General features: G+C 41.0%; 20 protein-coding genes. 5 read left to right on the plus strand and 15 right to left on the minus strand.

The features are described 5' to 3' along the window. Positions 1–17: 17 nt before the first annotated feature. The 10 genes from AM506_RS14425 to AM506_RS14470 all read right to left on the minus strand — a co-directional run bounded on the left by AM506_RS14425 (position 18) and on the right by AM506_RS14470 (position 9159). Positions 18–452, minus strand: a complete 435-nt coding sequence (locus AM506_RS14425; protein WP_060673184.1) for a MarR family winged helix-turn-helix transcriptional regulator — start codon at positions 450–452, stop codon at positions 18–20. A gap of 135 nt (positions 453–587) precedes the next feature. Continuing rightward, positions 588–1370, minus strand: coding sequence for an HAD-IIB family hydrolase (locus AM506_RS14430; protein ID WP_060673185.1), 783 nt, complete (start codon positions 1368–1370; stop codon positions 588–590). 73 nt (positions 1371–1443) lie between these two features. Continuing rightward, complete coding sequence (locus AM506_RS14435; RefSeq protein ID WP_060673186.1) at positions 1444–1635, minus strand: hypothetical protein; 192 nt, start codon at positions 1633–1635, stop codon at positions 1444–1446. A 63-nt stretch (positions 1636–1698) separates the two neighbouring features. Beyond that, the gene (locus AM506_RS14440) at positions 1699–2265 is read right to left on the minus strand and encodes a GNAT family N-acetyltransferase (RefSeq protein ID WP_060673187.1); all 567 of its coding nucleotides are present in this window, start codon (positions 2263–2265) and stop codon (positions 1699–1701) included. A gap of 402 nt (positions 2266–2667) precedes the next feature. Continuing rightward, positions 2668–4032, minus strand: a complete 1365-nt coding sequence (locus AM506_RS14445; protein ID WP_060673188.1) for a hypothetical protein — start codon at positions 4030–4032, stop codon at positions 2668–2670. 130 nt (positions 4033–4162) lie between these two features. Further along, entirely contained in the window at positions 4163–5389 is a 1227-nt protein-coding gene (locus AM506_RS14450) for an MFS transporter (RefSeq protein WP_060673189.1), read from the minus strand. A 14-nt stretch (positions 5390–5403) separates the two neighbouring features. Beyond that, entirely contained in the window at positions 5404–6450 is a 1047-nt protein-coding gene (locus AM506_RS14455) for an ArsR/SmtB family transcription factor (RefSeq protein ID WP_060673190.1), read from the minus strand. Between the two features lie 414 nt (positions 6451–6864). Then, the gene (gene rlmN, locus AM506_RS14460; protein WP_060673191.1) at positions 6865–7935 is read right to left on the minus strand and encodes a 23S rRNA (adenine(2503)-C(2))-methyltransferase RlmN; all 1071 of its coding nucleotides are present in this window, start codon (positions 7933–7935) and stop codon (positions 6865–6867) included. Between the two features lie 161 nt (positions 7936–8096). Beyond that, positions 8097–8735, minus strand: a complete 639-nt coding sequence (locus AM506_RS14465; RefSeq protein ID WP_060673192.1) for a FusB/FusC family EF-G-binding protein — start codon at positions 8733–8735, stop codon at positions 8097–8099. Between the two features lie 157 nt (positions 8736–8892). Continuing rightward, positions 8893–9159 (minus strand): CD3324 family protein, encoded by a 267-nt coding sequence (locus AM506_RS14470; RefSeq protein ID WP_060673193.1) that lies wholly within the window; start codon positions 9157–9159, stop codon positions 8893–8895. A 311-nt stretch (positions 9160–9470) separates the two neighbouring features. Between AM506_RS14470 and AM506_RS14475 the strand changes: the two genes are divergently transcribed. After that, positions 9471–10016, plus strand: coding sequence for a GNAT family N-acetyltransferase (locus AM506_RS14475; protein WP_060673194.1), 546 nt, complete (start codon positions 9471–9473; stop codon positions 10014–10016). Between the two features lie 97 nt (positions 10017–10113). Here AM506_RS14475 and AM506_RS14480 read toward each other — a convergent pair whose 3' ends face one another. Continuing rightward, positions 10114–10680 carry a GNAT family N-acetyltransferase gene (locus AM506_RS14480; RefSeq protein WP_060673195.1) on the minus strand — a complete coding sequence of 189 codons (567 nt, stop codon included), beginning with the start codon at positions 10678–10680 and terminating at the stop codon, positions 10114–10116. Between the two features lie 322 nt (positions 10681–11002). Here AM506_RS14480 and AM506_RS14485 point away from each other — a divergent pair, with 322 nt between their 5' ends. Further along, a complete protein-coding gene (locus AM506_RS14485) occupies positions 11003–11818 on the plus strand; it encodes an STAS domain-containing protein (RefSeq protein ID WP_060673196.1) in 816 nt (271 codons plus the stop codon). Between the two features lie 94 nt (positions 11819–11912). Here AM506_RS14485 and AM506_RS14490 read toward each other — a convergent pair whose 3' ends face one another. From AM506_RS14490 to AM506_RS14500, 3 genes are all read right to left on the minus strand, one after another. Further along, the gene (locus tag AM506_RS14490; protein ID WP_060673197.1) at positions 11913–12653 is read right to left on the minus strand and encodes a class I SAM-dependent methyltransferase; all 741 of its coding nucleotides are present in this window, start codon (positions 12651–12653) and stop codon (positions 11913–11915) included. Between the two features lie 34 nt (positions 12654–12687). Further along, a complete protein-coding gene (locus AM506_RS14495; RefSeq protein ID WP_060673198.1) occupies positions 12688–13362 on the minus strand; it encodes a Type 1 glutamine amidotransferase-like domain-containing protein in 675 nt (224 codons plus the stop codon). Between the two features lie 177 nt (positions 13363–13539). Then, complete coding sequence (locus tag AM506_RS14500) at positions 13540–15027, minus strand: lipase family alpha/beta hydrolase (protein ID WP_060673199.1); 1488 nt, start codon at positions 15025–15027, stop codon at positions 13540–13542. A gap of 292 nt (positions 15028–15319) precedes the next feature. On the opposite strand from AM506_RS14500, the gene AM506_RS14505 reads away from it, so the two are divergent. Then, complete coding sequence (locus AM506_RS14505) at positions 15320–15628, plus strand: PadR family transcriptional regulator (RefSeq protein ID WP_060673200.1); 309 nt, start codon at positions 15320–15322, stop codon at positions 15626–15628. 34 nt (positions 15629–15662) lie between these two features. Beyond that, entirely contained in the window at positions 15663–16817 is a 1155-nt protein-coding gene (locus AM506_RS14510; RefSeq protein WP_060673239.1) for a chromate transporter, read from the plus strand. A gap of 95 nt (positions 16818–16912) precedes the next feature. On the opposite strand, the gene pssA is transcribed toward AM506_RS14510, so the two are convergent. Continuing rightward, complete coding sequence (gene pssA, locus AM506_RS14515; protein ID WP_060673201.1) at positions 16913–17587, minus strand: CDP-diacylglycerol--serine O-phosphatidyltransferase; 675 nt, start codon at positions 17585–17587, stop codon at positions 16913–16915. Between the two features lie 209 nt (positions 17588–17796). On the opposite strand from pssA, the gene AM506_RS14520 reads away from it, so the two are divergent. Continuing rightward, positions 17797–18243, plus strand: coding sequence for a DUF2062 domain-containing protein (locus AM506_RS14520; RefSeq protein WP_082386380.1), 447 nt, complete (start codon positions 17797–17799; stop codon positions 18241–18243). Positions 18244–18360: the final 117 nt, after the last annotated feature.

Consider the following 18360-nt stretch of genomic DNA (forward strand, 5'->3'; position numbering starts at 1 on the left):
TCCTTCATATGTTTTTATTAGTATTCGATGTCTTGGACATTATCCTGGATTCGGTTTAGCATTCCAGATAAAATCGAACGCTCTTCTTCAGTGAATGTCTTGAAGACTTTAGAGATGAAAATCTCTTTCTCTTCCCTGTACGCCTCAATCTTCGTTCTTCCTTCTTCTGTCAGTCGAACATAGGTAAAACGGTTATCGGCAGGGTTCTTGCGACGGGAAACCATTCCTTTTCCCTCAAGCTGTTTCAGGTGCCTGGTCACGGCAGCACTATCAATATTCACTTCACGCTGAAGCGCGGTCTGACTGATCTCTTCCACTTCAAACAGTCTGTGCAGCAGGTCCAGGCGAGATTGACTGATTCCTGTACAACGCTCAAATTTCGGACTCATTTGCTTATATATATCATTGAGTTGAACAATGATCTTCTCTTCTTCACGGCACGAGTTGGACAAAGCATCCTCCTCCTTTTAGATAATTGACAGGTCAATTGTTGACCCGTCAATTAATATAATATATTTAAATATGATAGTCAATCATTTCGATTCAGATAAAAAAATCCGGCAAAAGAGGATATCTCCCTTGCCGGATTACTTGGTTGATGTACTTATTTCACTGAATGCAAATGTCAATTCCTTCAACCTCTTAATGATTTCGGCTTMATAGTCACCTGTAAGAGGGATTTCTTCATCAGCAAATCTCGAAAGTCCTTCATGGTACCCTATCATGACAGCGTGTCTTGCATTTTGGAACATACTGATGTCATTGGCATCATTACCAAAAGCAATAAAGTCTTCTTCATCAACTCCAAATTTCGAAAGTGCGCTCCATTTATGAATGTTGGAAGGGCTGATATCCACTACATTTTCATTCGTATGTATGTTTACGACAATATCCAATTCTTGCAATTCATCAATTAACTCCTGAAAATCAGTTGAAGTTAACAATAATATCTTCACAATTGAGTTCAGTGAAGTGACTGACAGCACCTGGGCAAGATTGTCAGGATCAAGGAAATCAAGAATTGGATGATCAGCAGCACCTGTATAAGCGTAATCCCACTCGCTATCGATTAAATAGGTTGCCTCATATTGTTCAATAAGCTCATAAATCCTCTTTAGGTCTTTTTCTTGAAAAGAAGCTGCATGAACCACTTTTCCATTTTGATAAAGAAGAGAACCGTTCCCACCAATCAAAGGAAATGAATGCAATCGTGTATCCAGTACAGGGAGCATATCCCGAATCGGTCTAGCAGATGCAAACATTACTTCGTGGCCATTCGTTTTCAGTTCCAGTAAACATTGGACGATTCTTTGTGAAATCGGTTTTCCTCTAAAGCAAATCGTTCCATCTAAGTCAAATACAAATTTCATATATTCCCCCCTCACAATATGTATGATTTTACCATAATAAATATAAACGAGGAACATTTCTACAAAAAAAGACTTACTCCTTTGGTAAGTCCAGTGCCTGATACTCAGCCTGATATTTTCCACCATCCGCCACCTCGGAATGATAGAGGGCTTTAAGGGCAAAAGTTCTCTCTAAGTTCATATCTTCCATCAATACTTTCAATCTTCCTTGTAATTCTTTATTATCCCTGACTAACAGTTTCATTTGTGACTTCATATATCTCATACAGCTTTCATTCCTCTTTTCCAAATATGCATTCCATCAAGTATATCACCGATGGTCATAGTACTAAAGGGGTTTCTTCTTGAACACCCTGTTTACATCCTTCACTTTACACGCATTGGCATGAAATGTCTGCATCATCGGGATGTTTTGAAGACTCGTCCCTCCTATGTAATAGTTGGCATTAAATTCACCGGCTAAAAGGTTTAAGGCCACTTTATGAAGAATCCTACTCTTTCCCTTGCCTCTCTCTTCAGGAATCAATCCGAAATAAAACAGTCTACCCTCATCCAGAGTTCCCGGTTCTATATGTGGCGTCATGACGCCGATGGGCTGACCTTCTTCATAAATCGCAATACAGGAATCCTTATAATGATTACCCAGCTCATCAGCAACACCTTTCATATGCTCTTCTATTGTTAAAGATGATGCTGCATTAGGGGATCCACTCATGGATTCCATCCAAATTTGTGCAAATTCTTTTTCCGGAATGATATGTACGTTTTTTAAACCAAATGAATGGTCGATATTTTCCAATTCGAGCCTCTTATATACGGTCACAAACTTATCAACCAGAACGTATCCCTTGCTTTCCAAATATTTATCCACTTCAAGAGGGACTGTTTGATTCACTAAAACCTTCAAACTTTTTAAGGTATGAAAGGGAGGGACCTGTTCCAGAATGTTAACTAGTTCCTTTACTTCGTCTAGTGTTAGTTTAGAGAGATCTTCAACGGTCGCATAATTGCCGCCTTATGATTTTCAATTTTTCAATGATTGAATACTGTTGTTTATTCATTGCATCCTCCTCCTTTTCCACCTGGTCCCCATCGATCATTTCATAATGATCATAATTAAGAGGAAAAAAAACAATCAGAGAAAAGAATACATACTCATTTGCTTTTTAGGTTGACTGTATACTTTCTCCTCATAATCAATACCGGTTTGATCTTTTCTCAATTGCATAAATTCTGCCTGTTCTTTTCTACTAATACGAAAAAACAGACAAAAGGGTTTTAAATTATTCTGAATTTATCATTTATTGGAAGTCTCTCTGACGAAATATTCTCCTAGATATACTCCGCTCGCCGCTGCCTGGGATAGGGAATGGGTTTCTCCCGAACAATCACCAACCAAAAACAGGTTTGATATATCTGTTTCAAAGTTCTCATCCGTCTGTAATTTCGGTTCATGAAATTTTGCATCGAGCCCGTAAAGCAGTGTATCGGGGTGGACCGGCTCCCCAATAAGCGTTTCCAGAGAACCTAAAAACTCCATAAGCGCCATCCCATACACTTCAGGGACCTCTTCTCGAACATTCCCGCATACCGCATTGAGGGACGGATCTATCAAATTCCCTTCCACCGATTCAGTAGCTCTATGACATTTAAAGTCTTGCAATCTTTGAACGACTATCCTCCCCCGTCCTTGGTTGATCCCACCAATGATGTCCCCTGCATACTTCATCGCTTCATCATGGGATTGAAAATAACGAGGAACGAATAAGCTGAAGTTCAGATTCGCACTCGGTGTATCCTCTTCACGGGCATTTTGCCCGTCCGGCATCACTAATCCATGCTGATGTTTCCGAATGATCCTTCCATGTGGATTCATACAATAGGTTGTAGCACTGAATGAATCCCTTTCGATCTGCAACTTTGTTTCAAACGTATCTTGTAATATCGATTGAAGCTGATCACCTTTCATTTCTACGCGAAACCCCATATCAAGACGCGTCTTTCCTGGAAACAGTCCAAGTGATGCTACTTGTTCTTTAAGCCATTTGCTTCCACTCATGCCGGTGCCGATCACTAATTTTCCGGTTGTGAATTGACCACTTGTCGATTTTAGATGAAAGGTATCATCCTTTTTTGAAATGGTCTCGACACAGGTTTCAAAGCTAAAGGTAACACGTGCTTTCAGAACTTCATACAACTCCTGAAAAATATCACCAGCCAATCGTGTTCCTAAATGACGGACCTCCGTTGAAAGAACCTTCAAGCCAGCCTCATCACCTCTGCTTGAGAGCGTCTCATTTTTCGTACTATATGAGGGGATGCTATCACCGCCAAATTCACAGAGAATATTGTCTACTTCCCTCATCAATTTAAGTGTGTTTTGCGGTCCGATTTTCCTGCCAAGCTCACCGCCAAAATCATTCGTATAATTAAATTTTCCCTCGGATTTCCCAAGGCCTGCAAATCCTATGTATTTACTGCACAGACCTTCACACGTACAGATTCCTCCCTCATCTAAGCCACATGTACGTTCACTCAATTCCTTGCCGAGATCGATCATGTGGATGGAGACGTGTTCATTATGCTTCATCAAGGTGTAAGCAAGAAAAATACTGCTTACTCCTGCTCCAATGATGGTGATGTCATGGTGATTCGATTGCATCCCTTTCTCCCCCTTTCTAAGTTCTGAAAGTTCCATATTATGTCATAACGATTACTTTCTTTCTCAATTTACTTTCGCCAATTACATGCTATTCCTATCCTACCATAATGAAGGTTGGAGGTCCGTCCCTCTAGTACTCTTTTAAACTATGATGCAGATAGGGGATGGAGGCGAGTGTCGAAAGCGCTCCGGCCAGTACGATGGTCAGGTTGGTTCCCATTGCTTCGGCAAGTATTCCTGCCAGAAATGCGGCGATGGGCATGAGTATCCACGTCATGAGACGGCTCGTTGCCTGCACCCTCCCCAGTAAGTGATCAGGGGAAAGCGTTTGTCGGATCGTAATGATGCAGGGACTCATCATCGAAGCACAGAATGTCCCTGCTGCGTTCGTGATCACGAGCCAGAAATAGGTGTCCATCAATCCGAAAAGGAGAATCGAAAGTCCTCCAACGACAGAGGCAGTAAATAATATGCTTCTATAAGAAAACCATCTCCGAAAGAAATTCGACATCACTGCACCTAAAATGGCACCCACTCCGCCAGCTGATAATAGCCACCCTATCATAACCGTATTAATATCCAGGGAATCTTTCAAATGAAACACTAATAATGTGAGGAACAATGTTGTTCCGAATACAGAAGATACCATCGCCAGATTTGTGTACAAAATCGGTTTTGTCTGTATAACGAATTCAACCCCCTCCCTGATTTCTCTCCATATGGACTGTTTTGAGGAATCTCTCTCTTCTCTCTTCATCCTGAGACTCGCAATGGCTAGAAAAGAAACGAGGAAGCTGACGCTATTCACCAACAGGGCGTATCCTGGATTAAGAAAAGAAATGATTAACCCGCCTACACCTGGTGCGAAAAAAACAGCTAAATTAAACATTCCGGAGTTAAGTGAATTCACGGCTTGAAGGTCTTCTCTTCTCACAAGTCCTGGAACGGAAGCAAATTGAGAAGTATTATAGATTTGACTCAGTGATCCAATACCAAACACCACGGGATATACCATCCACATCTCCAGTATACCCATTATAAATAAGATCCCGATCATCCCGACAAGTATGCACCGTCCTAAATCGCATAAGAGTAGCAGACACTTCCGATTGAAACGATCTGAAAGGATACCAGCGAAAGGCTGCAGCAGAATCGGTAACCGCTCAAGTGCCGCTACAATCCCCATACTCACAGGTGAACCTGTAATAGATAAAACCATAAGTGGAATGGCAATTAAATAGATTTGATCTCCGAAAAAGGAAATCAGATTTCCACCCATAAACCTGAAAACAGGATAATTTTTCTTTAAAGGCGGGAAATCTGCCAATTGACTCAGCTTGACCGCACGTACTCCCATACTGGACATCCCCCTTATATCCCAGTTAAATATTGATTCAATTCATTCGATAAAGTTTGAATAGCATTCTCTTTCAGACGATACTTCCCATCCTGGGTTTCTACCAGCCTGGCAGATCTGAGAATTTTCAAATGATGGTGGACGGTGGATTTCCCCATGTTAAGTTCATTAGTGATTTCCTGGAGGGTCCGTTCTGATCCCTTCAAGAATTTCACCATTCTCAGGCGGGCTTCATCCCCAAGTGCCTTATACTTTTGGACGAGAAAATAGCTTGGCATATTCTTATCATCCGGATAGATGCTTTCGTTGGCTACTGGGTAATAAAACACCTTCACACCTTCAACATCCCCTTCTACATTCCAAGGGCGGTAAATCGACTGGGGAATGAGGAGTACTGTGTGTACTGAAGGCTCGGGCAAATAGGTGATACCGCCGGTGGCCCATTCCACCAAAGCCTCAGGATTGAGCTTTTCACCCATCTCTTTCTTAGACTGTCTATCCCTTGTCAATATTCCAGATAGTGTCTCTTGCTCAGGTAGAATCACTTCTTCAAACCAGCGGATCATCACACTCTTTAAATGCTTCTTAAACATTTGGACATTTGTCGTGCAGATGAATTCAATATAGCCTGGATAATACGGGTTGTCCTCCGTCTGTTCTTTTAATCTGTTCCTTGCTGCCACATCCCCCTTTGAAGCAAGCTTTCGAAGTTCCTGAAATTTAAGCCCTATGTAAGGAAGGCAATGATATTTGATTTCTTCTTCTTCCAAATCATCTATATAGGTGATGAACTCTTGTAAGGTTCCAAATTCTCTTTGATGCAACAACAGAAGAAGGGATTTCCACGTATTATTCATTTCTACATACTCCAAATCCTGTATCAGGGGGTCCGTTAGAGACTTTTTTATCTTGTCCCATGATTCTTTGGGCCTCTCTAACGTATCTATAAGCCTCGTGTTGGTGATCGCAGCAATCCCTAAAGCACATTCCCATAACAGGGAAGCTTCGATCCTTACCTCATATGTTTCTCTTTTTCGACTGGTCATATGGAGCACATCCATACCCACACACCTCTTTCCCAAAAATTTCTTCCTTAATAAACATTATATAATTATCGAATATTAAATTCAATAATATTTGAACTGATTTTCAAAATAGTTCAAAGTTTTCTTAGAATATGACTTTCCATTGTCATTTTCTTTAAAATATGACTCAACATGAGTTAATCAGTAGATTCAAAGGATAATAACAGCTGTTAAAGTCCTGTTTCATAAACAGGGAGGAAGGGGTGCTTAGATTATTGCGTCATTTTCTATCTTGATTGCGTCATAATTTACTTTATTGCGTCATATCGGACCGTGATTGCGTCAAATTTTATGTGAATTGCGTATTTTTACAAATTAAGGAAAATCCGGACAGTCATTCACAACAAAAAAGCACATAAATTCCCCATCAGGAATTCATGTGCTCCATTATTATGATTTTACTTTATCTTTCTTGATTTGCTTACTTCTCAACTGACCACATGCCGCGTCGATATCTGTCCCCTGCTCCACTCGGACTCCACAGTTGATTCCATGTTCCAGTAAGGTACCGTAGAATTCAACGATTGCTTCTTTCGTACTTCGTTGATACTGGTTGTGTTCGTCGACCGGGTTATATGGAATCAGGTTGACGTAAGAAAGGTGCCGCTTGTTCTTCAGCAGTTTGGCCAACTGAATGGCTTCTTCTTTATGATCATTCACATCACTCAACAAGATATATTCAAACGTGATGCGTCGATTTGTTTTTTCTAAATAGTAATCAATAGCCGGCATTAGCTTCTCGAGCGGATACGCACGATTGATCTTCATGATCCTTGTACGCAATTCATTGTTCGGAGCGTGCAAGGAAACGGCCAGGTTGATTTGAATATTCTCGTCGGCAAATTTGTAAATCTTATCAGCCAGTCCACTTGTGGAAACGGTAATATGGCGCGCTCCGATGGAAAGGCCTTTCTGATCATTTACAACACGGAAGAAGTCCATCATATTATCGTAGTTATCGAACGGTTCACCAATTCCCATCACGACGATGTGACTGACACGTTCCCCGTTCCCAGCTTCATCGAGATGATGTTGAACATTCATAATCTGTTCGACAATCTCGCCGCTGGATAAATCACGGTTCTTCTTCAACAGTCCGCTTGCACAGAATGTACATCCGATGTTACAGCCTACCTGTGTGGTGACACACACACTCAGGCCATAGTTGAAACGCATAAGAACAGTTTCGATTAGATTTCCATCTTCAAGTTTGAACAAGAATTTGATTGTACCGTCCTTCGATTCCTGTTTAACTTCTTGTGTGAGCGTATGAAGATAGAAGTGATCGTCCAGCAGCTGTACACAGTCCGCATTCAAATTCTTCATATCTGCAAAGTTTGTCACTCTTTTTTTATATAGCCAATCCCACACTTGAGCCGCGCGGAATTTCTTTTGTCCGTTTTCAACAAGCCACGTAGTCAGTTGATCTAATGTTAATCCATATATGGATTTCTTTTCCATTTAAAACCCTCATTTCAAAACTCTACAATTTTCTACTTATTTATACTACTTAAAGTATGGGAATGTTTCAAGGGATTTATAAGTGTTGAGAAGAATTGGAATTCCGTAATATAGTATAAAGATAAAAAATAAACCCCGGGGACGTTGCCCGGCGCACGGTCTTAATGATTGATCCGTTGAATGAAATCATCCAATTTATCCTTATCTTTCAGCTTTTCATTACACTCATCACTGTCCTGACAAATATAATTCCCCTTCTTTACAAAGTTTCCATGAGCAGACGTTTTCGATTCAGAAAGGTAAAACCCTATGCTTCCAAACGTGTTACATATCGTACAAATCCCCTTCTTACTACTGTTTTTGAACGTCCCTTTGAAGCCTCGCAATTTCCCTTCGTATTCTGCTACGATATACTTCCGTTCCTGCCCGTAATCATTCCAGCCCAGATAGGAAATGTCTTTTAACTCTATTTCATCCCAAGCAGGTGTTTTTAACTTTTTTACCTTAGGGAATAATTTTTTCACTGTAGAATCACTCAAAGCAGGAAAAGGGATCACGAATGGCTTTAGTCCAATCAGAAAGTCTTCTGCTTGGTCTGTATCCCGGATAGTAACAATCGATTCAAGTTCCTTTAGCTGCACTGGGGATAGATCTTCAAATAGATTCATTACCTTATCGTGCACGAGTCCCCTCAAAGCTTGGAGAACACCAAGATCATTTACCGTTGAATACCCGTTAATCAGCGCCTGTGTTTGATACTTGATGAAATTGTATTGATCATTTCGAATAAATGGATCCATCTTTATCGCTCCTAAATCTAAAACGTTATTCTTTTATTTTTTAAGCCATGCCTATATGCATTTGCTCTCTTGTATAATATATACATTTACATGCTATTAGGATATGTAGAGTTTCACTTAGAATTAATGTATACACTGAAAAAAGCACTGATACAACTCAGCGCTTTTTGTACACGATTTTCTTGATTGTTTCACTTGATAGGTAATATTCACGGGCTAATTTCTGAATCGACTTTCCATTTGAGAAAGCTGATTTGATTTTGGCATTTCGTTCATCAATGATCCTTCTGCTTCCGGAAAGGCTCCCCCACTTTCGGTATTCCGCTTTCGGTTTCGGTATATAGAGGGTTTCCCCCTGTACATATTTTTGGATTTCTTTTACTAATGATTGTGGTAACACGCTTTCCGCTTTTACATATTTCATTTCAGTCAGCTCCTTATCTTCTACCTGAATTCAGTCAATAAGGTGCAAAGCCGACTTACTAGAAATGAACTTTCTGGGCGATCAAATTAGATACCATCCCATGCAAAGTGTCGCCTTTCTAATAATAGGCTTTGCATGAGACGCTTGGGACTCTGGCAAGATCGATCTCATTACCATGTCACCACCTCCTTCAACTATTTTCTTCTATTATAAAATAAATCCCCTTTATATTCATAAATTTTATTCTTATATAAACGAATCACACCATAAATATGGTATAATCTTCTAAATATTATTAAGGAGATGTTCCCATGTTTTCATTTACAGTAGATAAAGAGATTTCAATCGAGCTATTTCAACAACACCATAAGGAGGAATTATACGAGCTGATTGATTCGAACCGGGATCATCTTCGTCAGTGGCTTCTGTGGGTAGATAAACGCCGATCACCAGAGGATTTAGAGCCGGTCATCCCAATTTGGATCCGGAATTACGCTGATAACAACGGATTCGATGCCGGCATACGCTATCGTGGGAGATTAGTAGGCATGATCGGACTGCATTTTATCGATTGGAAAACCCGTAGCACGAGCATTGGATACCTCCTAAGTGAAGAAGCACAAGGAAATGGGATCATCACACGTGCCGTTTCTTCCCTGATAAACTATTTGTTTAACGAAATGGATCTTAACAGGGTGGAAATCCAATGTGCCGTCAACAATGGGAAAAGCATAGGGATTCCGATACGCTTAGGATTTACAGAAGAAGGCATCACACGGGATGGACAGTGGTTGTATGATCATTATGAAGACATTGTGACCTATAGTATGTTGAAAAAAGATTGGCCGGTTTCATGAAAAATCAAATGAATAAAACAACCAGTTTTTTGAAGAAAACTGGTTGTTTATTTCAAATCATATTATTTACTCTCTTCAAGTGTTAAACGTTCTTATTCTAGCTTCCGGAGATTTTCCCATACACACATGTGTCGGTTAATCGTTCTCCATCGACTGACAGATCCTCATTTCGTAGGACACCCTCTAATTTATAGCCGAGCCTTTCAGGAACCGCCCTGCTTTTGTCATTCGTCGATTCACATCTTATCTCCACTCTTTTTCCATTCAGCTCATTCAGAGCCAAGTCAGTTAGTTTCCCAACTGCTTCTGCCATATACCCATTTCCACTCATTCGGGTGTCGATCCAATATCCGATTTCAAATTTCGGAACACTCCAATCGATGTTGTGAAAACCTGTTGAACCGACGAATTCATTGGTATCTTTCAAGAACATCAAATACCTTAAACTTTCCCTGGTAACAAACTTAGCGTGTGCTTGACGGGTGTTCGTCTCCGTTTCTTCTACGGAAGGGTTACTTTGGGCAAAACCCAGCCATGGCTGTAATTCAGGCAGGGAAGCCTTGATCGCTGCATTGACTGCATGGCCGTCACCCGGCTGAGGCATCCTTAGTTCCAGTCTTTCTGTTGTGATCACTGGAGGAACATCAAGTAATACGGTATTCATTGCAAAACACTCCTTTAAAATAAAAAACCCTCCTCCTCAAGAACTGAATCTTTAGGACGCGAGTCACCACCTCAGTTATCTGCATAGTACGTTTCCAGACTTAACGAATTATCATTAACGGGATTTTACGACGCAATTTTAATATGTAGCAGGTTGAAGCAATCCCCTGATTGTTTCGTTTTAATTGGAAATATTTTAAATTATTGAAATTATAAGGGAATACTAACCCCTTTGTCAATATACCTGGTATACTATTATTCGCCTATACTAAATGAGAATAATCCTCTATACTAGAGGAAAAAGATTCAACTGGAGGATGAAAATGACTCACCACACAATCACCACTTCCATAGGGGATCAATTGATTGAAAGAAAACGAGAAATCGCCAACTCGATCTTCTCTGAACTTGCAACATCGTACCCCGATCTATATGTCGAAGAAAGAAGAAATGACAGTCTGCCATATTTTGTTAAGCTGATTGAACTCATAGGCAATGGGTTACTGAAAGGAGAGAGCTTTGACAGTCATTCAAAGGACTGGGGGAAAGAGGTTGGAAAACTCGCTTCCGGTCAAGGAGTCCCTCTCAATATGTCAATTAGTAAAGTTTCTCTCTATAAAAAAGTGGTATTAGAAGATATAGTCCTTCATAATAATGACACTCTGGCGAAAGATATTCTTCTAGAGATTACACACGATATCGATCAATCCTTCACGACAATGATTTCCGCTTTTTGTGAAGCGTATAGTGAATATGCAGATGAGCAGTTGAAGATCTCCGAAGAAAAATATCTGTCCCTGTCTACACCGGTCGTCCCCATCTTCTCGGACCTGGCTGTACTGCCCCTTATCGGTCATGTAGATGAAGTTCGAGGGGAAATGATGGCAGAGCATGTTCTGCTTGAGTGCAAAAAGCTATCCATTCATCAGTTGATCATAGATCTTTCAGGAGTATATGAAGTGAATCCTTTGTTCCAACAAGGGATCATGAAACTGATTGACAGCCTGAAATTACTTGGAATTGAACCGATTTTGTCAGGAATGCGTCCAGAGATGAGCATTGAATTTGTTCAAATGGGAATTAATATTTCAACCATCAAAATCTATCAAACACTTAATAAAGCCGTAGAAGCTCATTAATTGCTTCTATAAACATGAAAAAGGACATCATAAGCTGAAGTCCTTTTTTATATGTATATGAGATACCTTGCGTAAGTGTAGATTAGCTAGCCGATCAGTCTATTTTCCTTGATTTAATAATAAGAAAAGATGGTCTGCGTTCTTCATTTTTTAAATCAGGCATCAGATTAAGCCCTTCCTTAGTGGGCAGGGGCTCAAGCATTTTTTCTAACATGAAACCATGACAGATAAGCCCATTGACCAGGGTCGGTATTGTTCTGTGATATTTGATCACCCCGTCCACATACCAATGCTGTTCCCGTTTCCCTTCTTCCCGGTAATGATCAAGTGCCCAGTGCAGGCGTTCGCCGTTTTCATTTTTCCACCAATTCTTCATGTCTTTACGTGCTGTTACGACTGGATGCTCGGTTGAATAGATCAATATTCCGCCTGGCTTTAATAGCGTGTGAAGCTTCTCGATCAGAGATTCATAGTCTTCAATATAATGGATCGCCAGTGAGCTTACAATCAAGTCAAAAGGTTCTGTTTGATTGGATAGGTCTTCAATCGGACTGCAAATATATGTAATATTGTCATCCTTATTTTCTCTTAACGCCCTGGTGATCATCTTTTCAGAAATATCCACCCCTACGACAGCTGCTGCACCCATTTCTATACAGTATTTGGACAATTCTCCGGTTCCGCATCCAAGATCCATTACCCGTTTCCCCTTCAGATCCGGAAGCGCTTCTTTCATGGCAGGCTGTTCAAGAAAATCATTATAGGTCATTTTGGAATCGCGCAAATTCATATACCCTTCAAAAAATGTGGAATTGTCATAAATATTTTGTTTCATCGTTTTCCTTCTTCCTCTTATTATTCAACTGCTTTCAGATAAATCGATCCGGTTCAAAAACCCGTTTAATCAGATCCCTATCAAAAACATAGGCGGGCTTAGTACCAAGCACTTCCATTCTTCCACTCAGGATTCTCAGACCGGTTTCTTCACTCAGGGCTATGATAGGTTTATGGAATGCCTGAATAAATTGATGGATCAGTGGGTCATTTCCTTCCTCGTAATGGCACCAGATCGAAAAGTTATCGAGAAAAGACAAGCCATTTCTCGTCTTCAGCAGAACATCATTGTCGTCCACATGGGTGCACGTTGCTATATTACTGCCCAGCACAATCGCACCGGCACTGCCACCGTAGATCGTTCCGCCTTTTTCTTTGAAAGCCGACAAATGAACATGGAAATCCGACTGAAGAATGTTACTCATTAGTCTGAACGTGTTTCCACCCCCTATATACACAGCAGAGTACCTCATAAGGTCTTGCAGGGTCTTCCCCCTAAGATCCTCCCACATCGCAATGTCTTTAACCCCAAATGGTGCAAACACACTCTTTATCCACTCATAACACGTCTCATATGAAATCTCACCCGGATCCATCGCCACCGGCAGATATAACAATGACTTTCCCCCGCTCAATTCACCTGCAAACTCCTTATCAATCGCCAACGTCTGATCCCTATCCCCACCGCCAGAAAGATACAATGCACCCAATAAAACCACCCTTTCCTACCGGAGGGACGGACCTCCAATTTCTCCCACCTACTAACCTTAATTATAGCAATAATCAGCATTCGTTCAATCCTAGATCATAAAATTGGAGGTCCGTCCCTCTCTCTGATATCAAAAAAAGAGAAGCTGTTCGTGAGCTCCCCCTAATAAGTGAACTTATTATTGACCGAAAATCTTCCCCGTTTGATCAACATAAATCGTTTTGATAAAAGTCCGTTTGAATTTCTTTTTATCTTTTGCACCGTCTATATCAATTGTTACATTGTAAACGCCTTCGCCCAGTTTCGGTAGTTTAAGAGTACCGTCCTTAAGTTTCATCTTACTCTCCTTCACCTTGCCGTTCTTGTAATATTCAATTGTGATGTCTTGTTGTAGGTCTAACTTAATATCATTTTTCTTCAAGCTGATCTCACCCTGAGCAATGTTCACGTTCACAGCATCATTCACTGGACTCTCGAATGTAACATCCATAAGATATTTCTCTGAATTTACAGAGGTTGATTGGAGAGTCCATTCCCCAGGAACAGGGTTCGGAATCGTAAGGGTAAAATGATAAGCCCCGTTAAAATACTCCCCTTCGTCTTTAGTTACTTTGAAGGAAGAATGTATTTTCCGTTTCGGATCTTCCAGGGTCAAGCGAGAGGAAGGAATATTACTCATCCAATCAAAGGTCACCGACTCTGCCCCTTCTTCAACCAGGACTTTTTCTTGTTTTTTCCCGTTCGTTTCCCCACCTCTGACGTACGAGGCTGTCTCAGTATTATAGGACGAAGAATGCTCACTGCTTTGAATCTTTGCACCTGATGAGTTGGTGGTGCCCTCATTTAAATAATCCCTGAATAAATTGAAAGTGGAGGATCCTTCTTTAATGGTGAAATGATTCCAGTCCCCCACCCTTAACTCAGTGGCATACGGCAGTCTGGAACTATTGACCGTAACGGCTCCGTCATTGCTTCCATACCCCCAGAGATATAATCCTCCCCAATAAAGAGAGCTTCCAAAGCCACCCCACTTAGTCCCCCCGAATGTGTAAATTGGATTTTTATTTACATTTACGTGCTGATCGGTTTCAGAGCGGAAATATGCCATATACCCCGTTTGCAGGGAGTAGGTGGCATCGTTCTTACTACCAAGGATGCCAGCAAGCCACCCAGCCCAGCTGCTATAAGCCAAGTCCGCCAATTGTGAGCCGTGATGTGGTGTAGAAAGGGTGATCACTCTTGAAACATAAGGAAAGGCACCATAGTGAACGAGTGCCGATTGGGTATCGATTCCTCCTTTACTATGGGCTACAACCACCACTTTCTCTCCGTAGTAATTGTAAATCTCTCGTATTTTTTGAGCCAGGAGCGCGCCGTTGTCCCACATATTCTTTGTAGGATACAGGTCGATAAAAGCGGTTTCATACCCATTTTGATAGGCGGTATCGTACATATTATTTTCGTTCCACCAGGTATTTGAAGAACTGTTCAAACCGTGAACAAAGAGAATCGGTTGCTTTGAAGGAGCAACATACGAAGGAGTCGTACCTACATACCACTGCCCTGGAACTCCTGATGGATCATCATTTCCGAAAGATCCCGCTTGACTCCATGAAGGCAGGAATAAAAACAGCGCTACAATCGTCATGATCATTTTTTTGAACATATCATCTCTCCTTTACCGTTGAATTAAACCTGTAAAGTATATCGGCATGAATCAGAAGATATGCATGGATTAAATAATATGTGAAGAAAGGTCTAAAAGGTGTTGAGAGACTAGTAAGAATGACTCAGTTAATAAATTTCACTCTTAAACCTAAATCAATCATTTCTACTTATATTAAAGTTTTGTAAATCTGTATGTTCGTTCTTCTGTTAACTTGAACCTTATGCTATAGTATTCTCAATCGATTTCGATTATCGATATCGCATATCGATATCAATTGGAGGTGACTAAAGTGGAAGAAAAAGTTTTACGGAAACTATTCCTCGGTTTCATTCAAATACACATTCTTCATCATGCCAAAGAAGAACCCATTTATGGGACATGGATGTTGGAGGAACTGAAGGAGCATGGATACAGCATCAGCTCGGGTACTTTGTATCCGATCCTGCACTCGATGGAAACCGACGGACTACTAATAAAAGAAGATAAAAACGTGGAAGGGAAAATCAGGAAGTATTATTCCATCACTGATAAAGGAAGTGCCGTTTTGATCGAGGCCCGTAACAAAGCGTTCGAGCTATTTAAAGAAATTAAAGATTAATAAGAAGGTGAAAACATTGAATCTTAAAACACTAATGGAAATCCTTATTATTTCAACCAGGCTTGGCTTCACATCATTTGGAGGGCCTGTTGCCCATCTTGGTTATTTCCATGAAGAATATGTTCGCAGAAGAAAATGGATGGATGAAAAAAGCTATGCTGATCTTGTTGCCCTTTGCCAGTTCCTGCCTGGACCGGCAAGCAGTCAGGTTGGGATGGGTATCGGTATTATGCGTGCAGGGGTGCTTGGTGGTATCGTTTCTTTTCTCGGATTCACTCTGCCATCGGTCGTGGCATTAGTTCTCTTTGCACTAGTCCTCCAGGAAATGGGGGTGACTGACGCTGGATGGATACATGGACTGAAAATCGTTGCAGTTGCAGTAGTGGGTCATGCGGTCCTGGGAATGGCACAAAAGTTGACGCCGGATTTGAAAAGAAAAGCCATTGCCCTGCTCGCTCTTGTTGTCATTTTGATGTGGCAGACCGCTTTCTCCCAGGTTGCAGTCATCCTTCTCTCTGCACTTGTCGGCTTCCTACTCTATAAACATCACGCTTCAGGTGAGGAAGCAAAAGTGAAGATACCGATTTCCCGCAGATTAGCTGTGATTTGCTTATTGATATTTTTTGGATTATTAATCCTTCTTCCCATTATCCGGGAAGCAACCACTTTGGAATGGTTGGCACTATTTGATAGTTTCTACAGATCGGGATCACTGGTCTTTGGTGGGGGGCATGTTGTACTGCCGCTGTTGGAACGTGAATTTGTTCCGACTGGCTGGTTAACCGAAGAACAGTTTCTAGCAGGGTATGGTGCAGCCCAGGCGGTTCCGGGTCCCCTTTTCACGTTTGCAGCTTATATTGGAGCTGTTATCAACGGGTGGAAAGGTGGGATGCTTGCGACTGTCGCCATTTTCTTGCCCGCATTTCTACTGATTACCGGGACCTTGCCGTTCTGGGATTCCCTTAGACAGAATCCCAAGATTAAAGGCGCATTGATGGGAGTGAATGCAGCGGTGGTCGGGATTCTGATTGCGGCTTTCTATCACCCGATCTTTACATCATCGATCCAGGCACCTGTTGATTTTGCCTTTGCAGCGATTCTGTTCAGTATGCTGGTGTACTGGAAGCTGCCGCCTTGGATGGTCGTGATTGCAGGGGCACTTGGTGGGATTGTGATCAAGATATTGTAATAGAATACAGAAATGAGCCAGGCATTCATCGCCTGGCTCATTTCATATTTTGATATCTTCTGTCTGTCGATTGTACGTAGAGAAACAATTTTATCTTACCTTCTAATAAATCTGTACGCCAGATAAGCAATATACAAAGGGGTTGCAATGTAAATTAAATATGGGAATTCTTCATATGTACCTTTGAAGATTACATACAATAATGCCCCGATGAAGATTGTCACAATCGTCCCGTATTTAGGTAACGGAACTTCTTTCAGACTTGGTATCCTGATCCTGCTCACCATCAGAAAGCACATCGCTGTAAAAATGACCGTTGTCACGATATTCGGAATCCAGTTACCGAATAATGTTAGAATGGCCAAGATCCCACCCGCAGCCGTTATAGGGACGCCCACAAAATAGTGAAGAGACGATTTCGGGGGACTTGTGTTGAATCGTGCAAGACGGTACGCACCGAATAAAGGGAATAAACCAGCCACTATGAACCCTAATAATCCGAATTGAAAAAAGTATGTATAATACACAAGAAATGATGGTGCAACCCCGAATGTCACGATGTCCGCCAGTGAATCCAATTCCTTCCCCAAAATACTGTCTGCATTGAGCATCCTCGCAAGTCTACCGTCCATACTGTCGAGCATCATGCCAATAATGATTAAAACTGCTGCATTTTTAAATTGTCCATTCGCTGCAAATCCGATGGATAAGAATCCGCAATATAAATTCCCCAAGGTCACCATATTGGGGATTTTTTTTGTTAGTTTCATGTTCAGTCCTCACTCTGCCAAAAATTCTATTAGTATTAGAATACCATTTTATTCATCCTCATAAAGCTGTGTCATGAAAAAAGATCAATAATTCCTATAAAAAAGTCCTTTTTTAATTTACAAAGCTCAAAATTAGACATACTATAAACAAGGATGATAATAACACAATCGAACGGAATCACATTCTAATAATATATGGTGATGATCAAATGATTAGAAAAAAACTAAGAGAATTAAAGTGCTTGACTTTAAAACTATTGCGGCTTAAAGATAACGCCCATAGCATCGCATTAGGATTCACGGTTGGCTTATTGATTAATTTCGTGCCTTCCTTCGGCATCGGTCCTGTCATTTCTACAGCCAGTGCAAAGATATTCAAAGGAAACCCGTTCGCCGGATTAGTTGGCGGTGTCTCTTTAATATGGGCTTTCCCTTTCTTCTTCTACTTGAATCTTGTCGTAGGACATCTCTTCTTTCCGGTTGATTCCTCGGGTGACGCGGTAGGGGTCGGATTGCAAATAGGAAAAGCTTTCTTTACAGGAATGATGATCAACATTCCATTATTCGGGATCCTAACCTATGCCATCATGAATTCTGCCCTAAAAAAATACCGAGTGACATTGCTTACATTCGTTCATAGAAAGTGGAACGTATAAATCTCCCTATTTCTACTGATATATTGGTGGATTCCATTCTATTACTTTGAAATTTTTGAAACTCTTTCCCGGATTCATTCGTATATACTTTTATAATGATTTCTTACTTATGATTAC

It is taken from the genome of Rossellomorea vietnamensis (assembly GCF_001305855.1).
GTDB lineage: Bacteria > Bacillota > Bacilli > Bacillales > Bacillaceae_B > Rossellomorea > Rossellomorea vietnamensis_A.

Coding starts and splice junctions, on each gene's coding strand:
- AM506_RS14485 (WP_060673196.1), top strand. CDS start 11,003: ATGACTCACCACACAATCACCACTTCCATAGGGGATCAATTGATTGAA.
- pssA (WP_060673201.1), bottom strand. CDS start 17,587: ATGAAACTAACAAAAAAAATCCCCAATATGGTGACCTTGGGGAATTTA.
- AM506_RS14490 (WP_060673197.1), bottom strand. CDS start 12,653: ATGAAACAAAATATTTATGACAATTCCACATTTTTTGAAGGGTATATG.
- AM506_RS14470 (WP_060673193.1), bottom strand. CDS start 9,159: ATGAAATATGTAAAAGCGGAAAGCGTGTTACCACAATCATTAGTAAAA.
- AM506_RS14450 (WP_060673189.1), bottom strand. CDS start 5,389: ATGGGAGTACGTGCGGTCAAGCTGAGTCAATTGGCAGATTTCCCGCCT.
- AM506_RS14445 (WP_060673188.1), bottom strand. CDS start 4,032: ATGCAATCGAATCACCATGACATCACCATCATTGGAGCAGGAGTAAGC.
- AM506_RS14480 (WP_060673195.1), bottom strand. CDS start 10,680: ATGAATACCGTATTACTTGATGTTCCTCCAGTGATCACAACAGAAAGA.
- AM506_RS14475 (WP_060673194.1), top strand. CDS start 9,471: ATGTTTTCATTTACAGTAGATAAAGAGATTTCAATCGAGCTATTTCAA.
- AM506_RS14455 (WP_060673190.1), bottom strand. CDS start 6,450: ATGGATGTGCTCCATATGACCAGTCGAAAAAGAGAAACATATGAGGTA.
- AM506_RS14520 (WP_082386380.1), top strand. CDS start 17,797: ATGATTAGAAAAAAACTAAGAGAATTAAAGTGCTTGACTTTAAAACTA.
- AM506_RS14435 (WP_060673186.1), bottom strand. CDS start 1,635: ATGAGATATATGAAGTCACAAATGAAACTGTTAGTCAGGGATAATAAA.
- rlmN (WP_060673191.1), bottom strand. CDS start 7,935: ATGGAAAAGAAATCCATATATGGATTAACATTAGATCAACTGACTACG.
- AM506_RS14510 (WP_060673239.1), top strand. CDS start 15,663: ATGGAAATCCTTATTATTTCAACCAGGCTTGGCTTCACATCATTTGGA.
- AM506_RS14500 (WP_060673199.1), bottom strand. CDS start 15,027: ATGTTCAAAAAAATGATCATGACGATTGTAGCGCTGTTTTTATTCCTG.
- AM506_RS14465 (WP_060673192.1), bottom strand. CDS start 8,735: ATGGATCCATTTATTCGAAATGATCAATACAATTTCATCAAGTATCAA.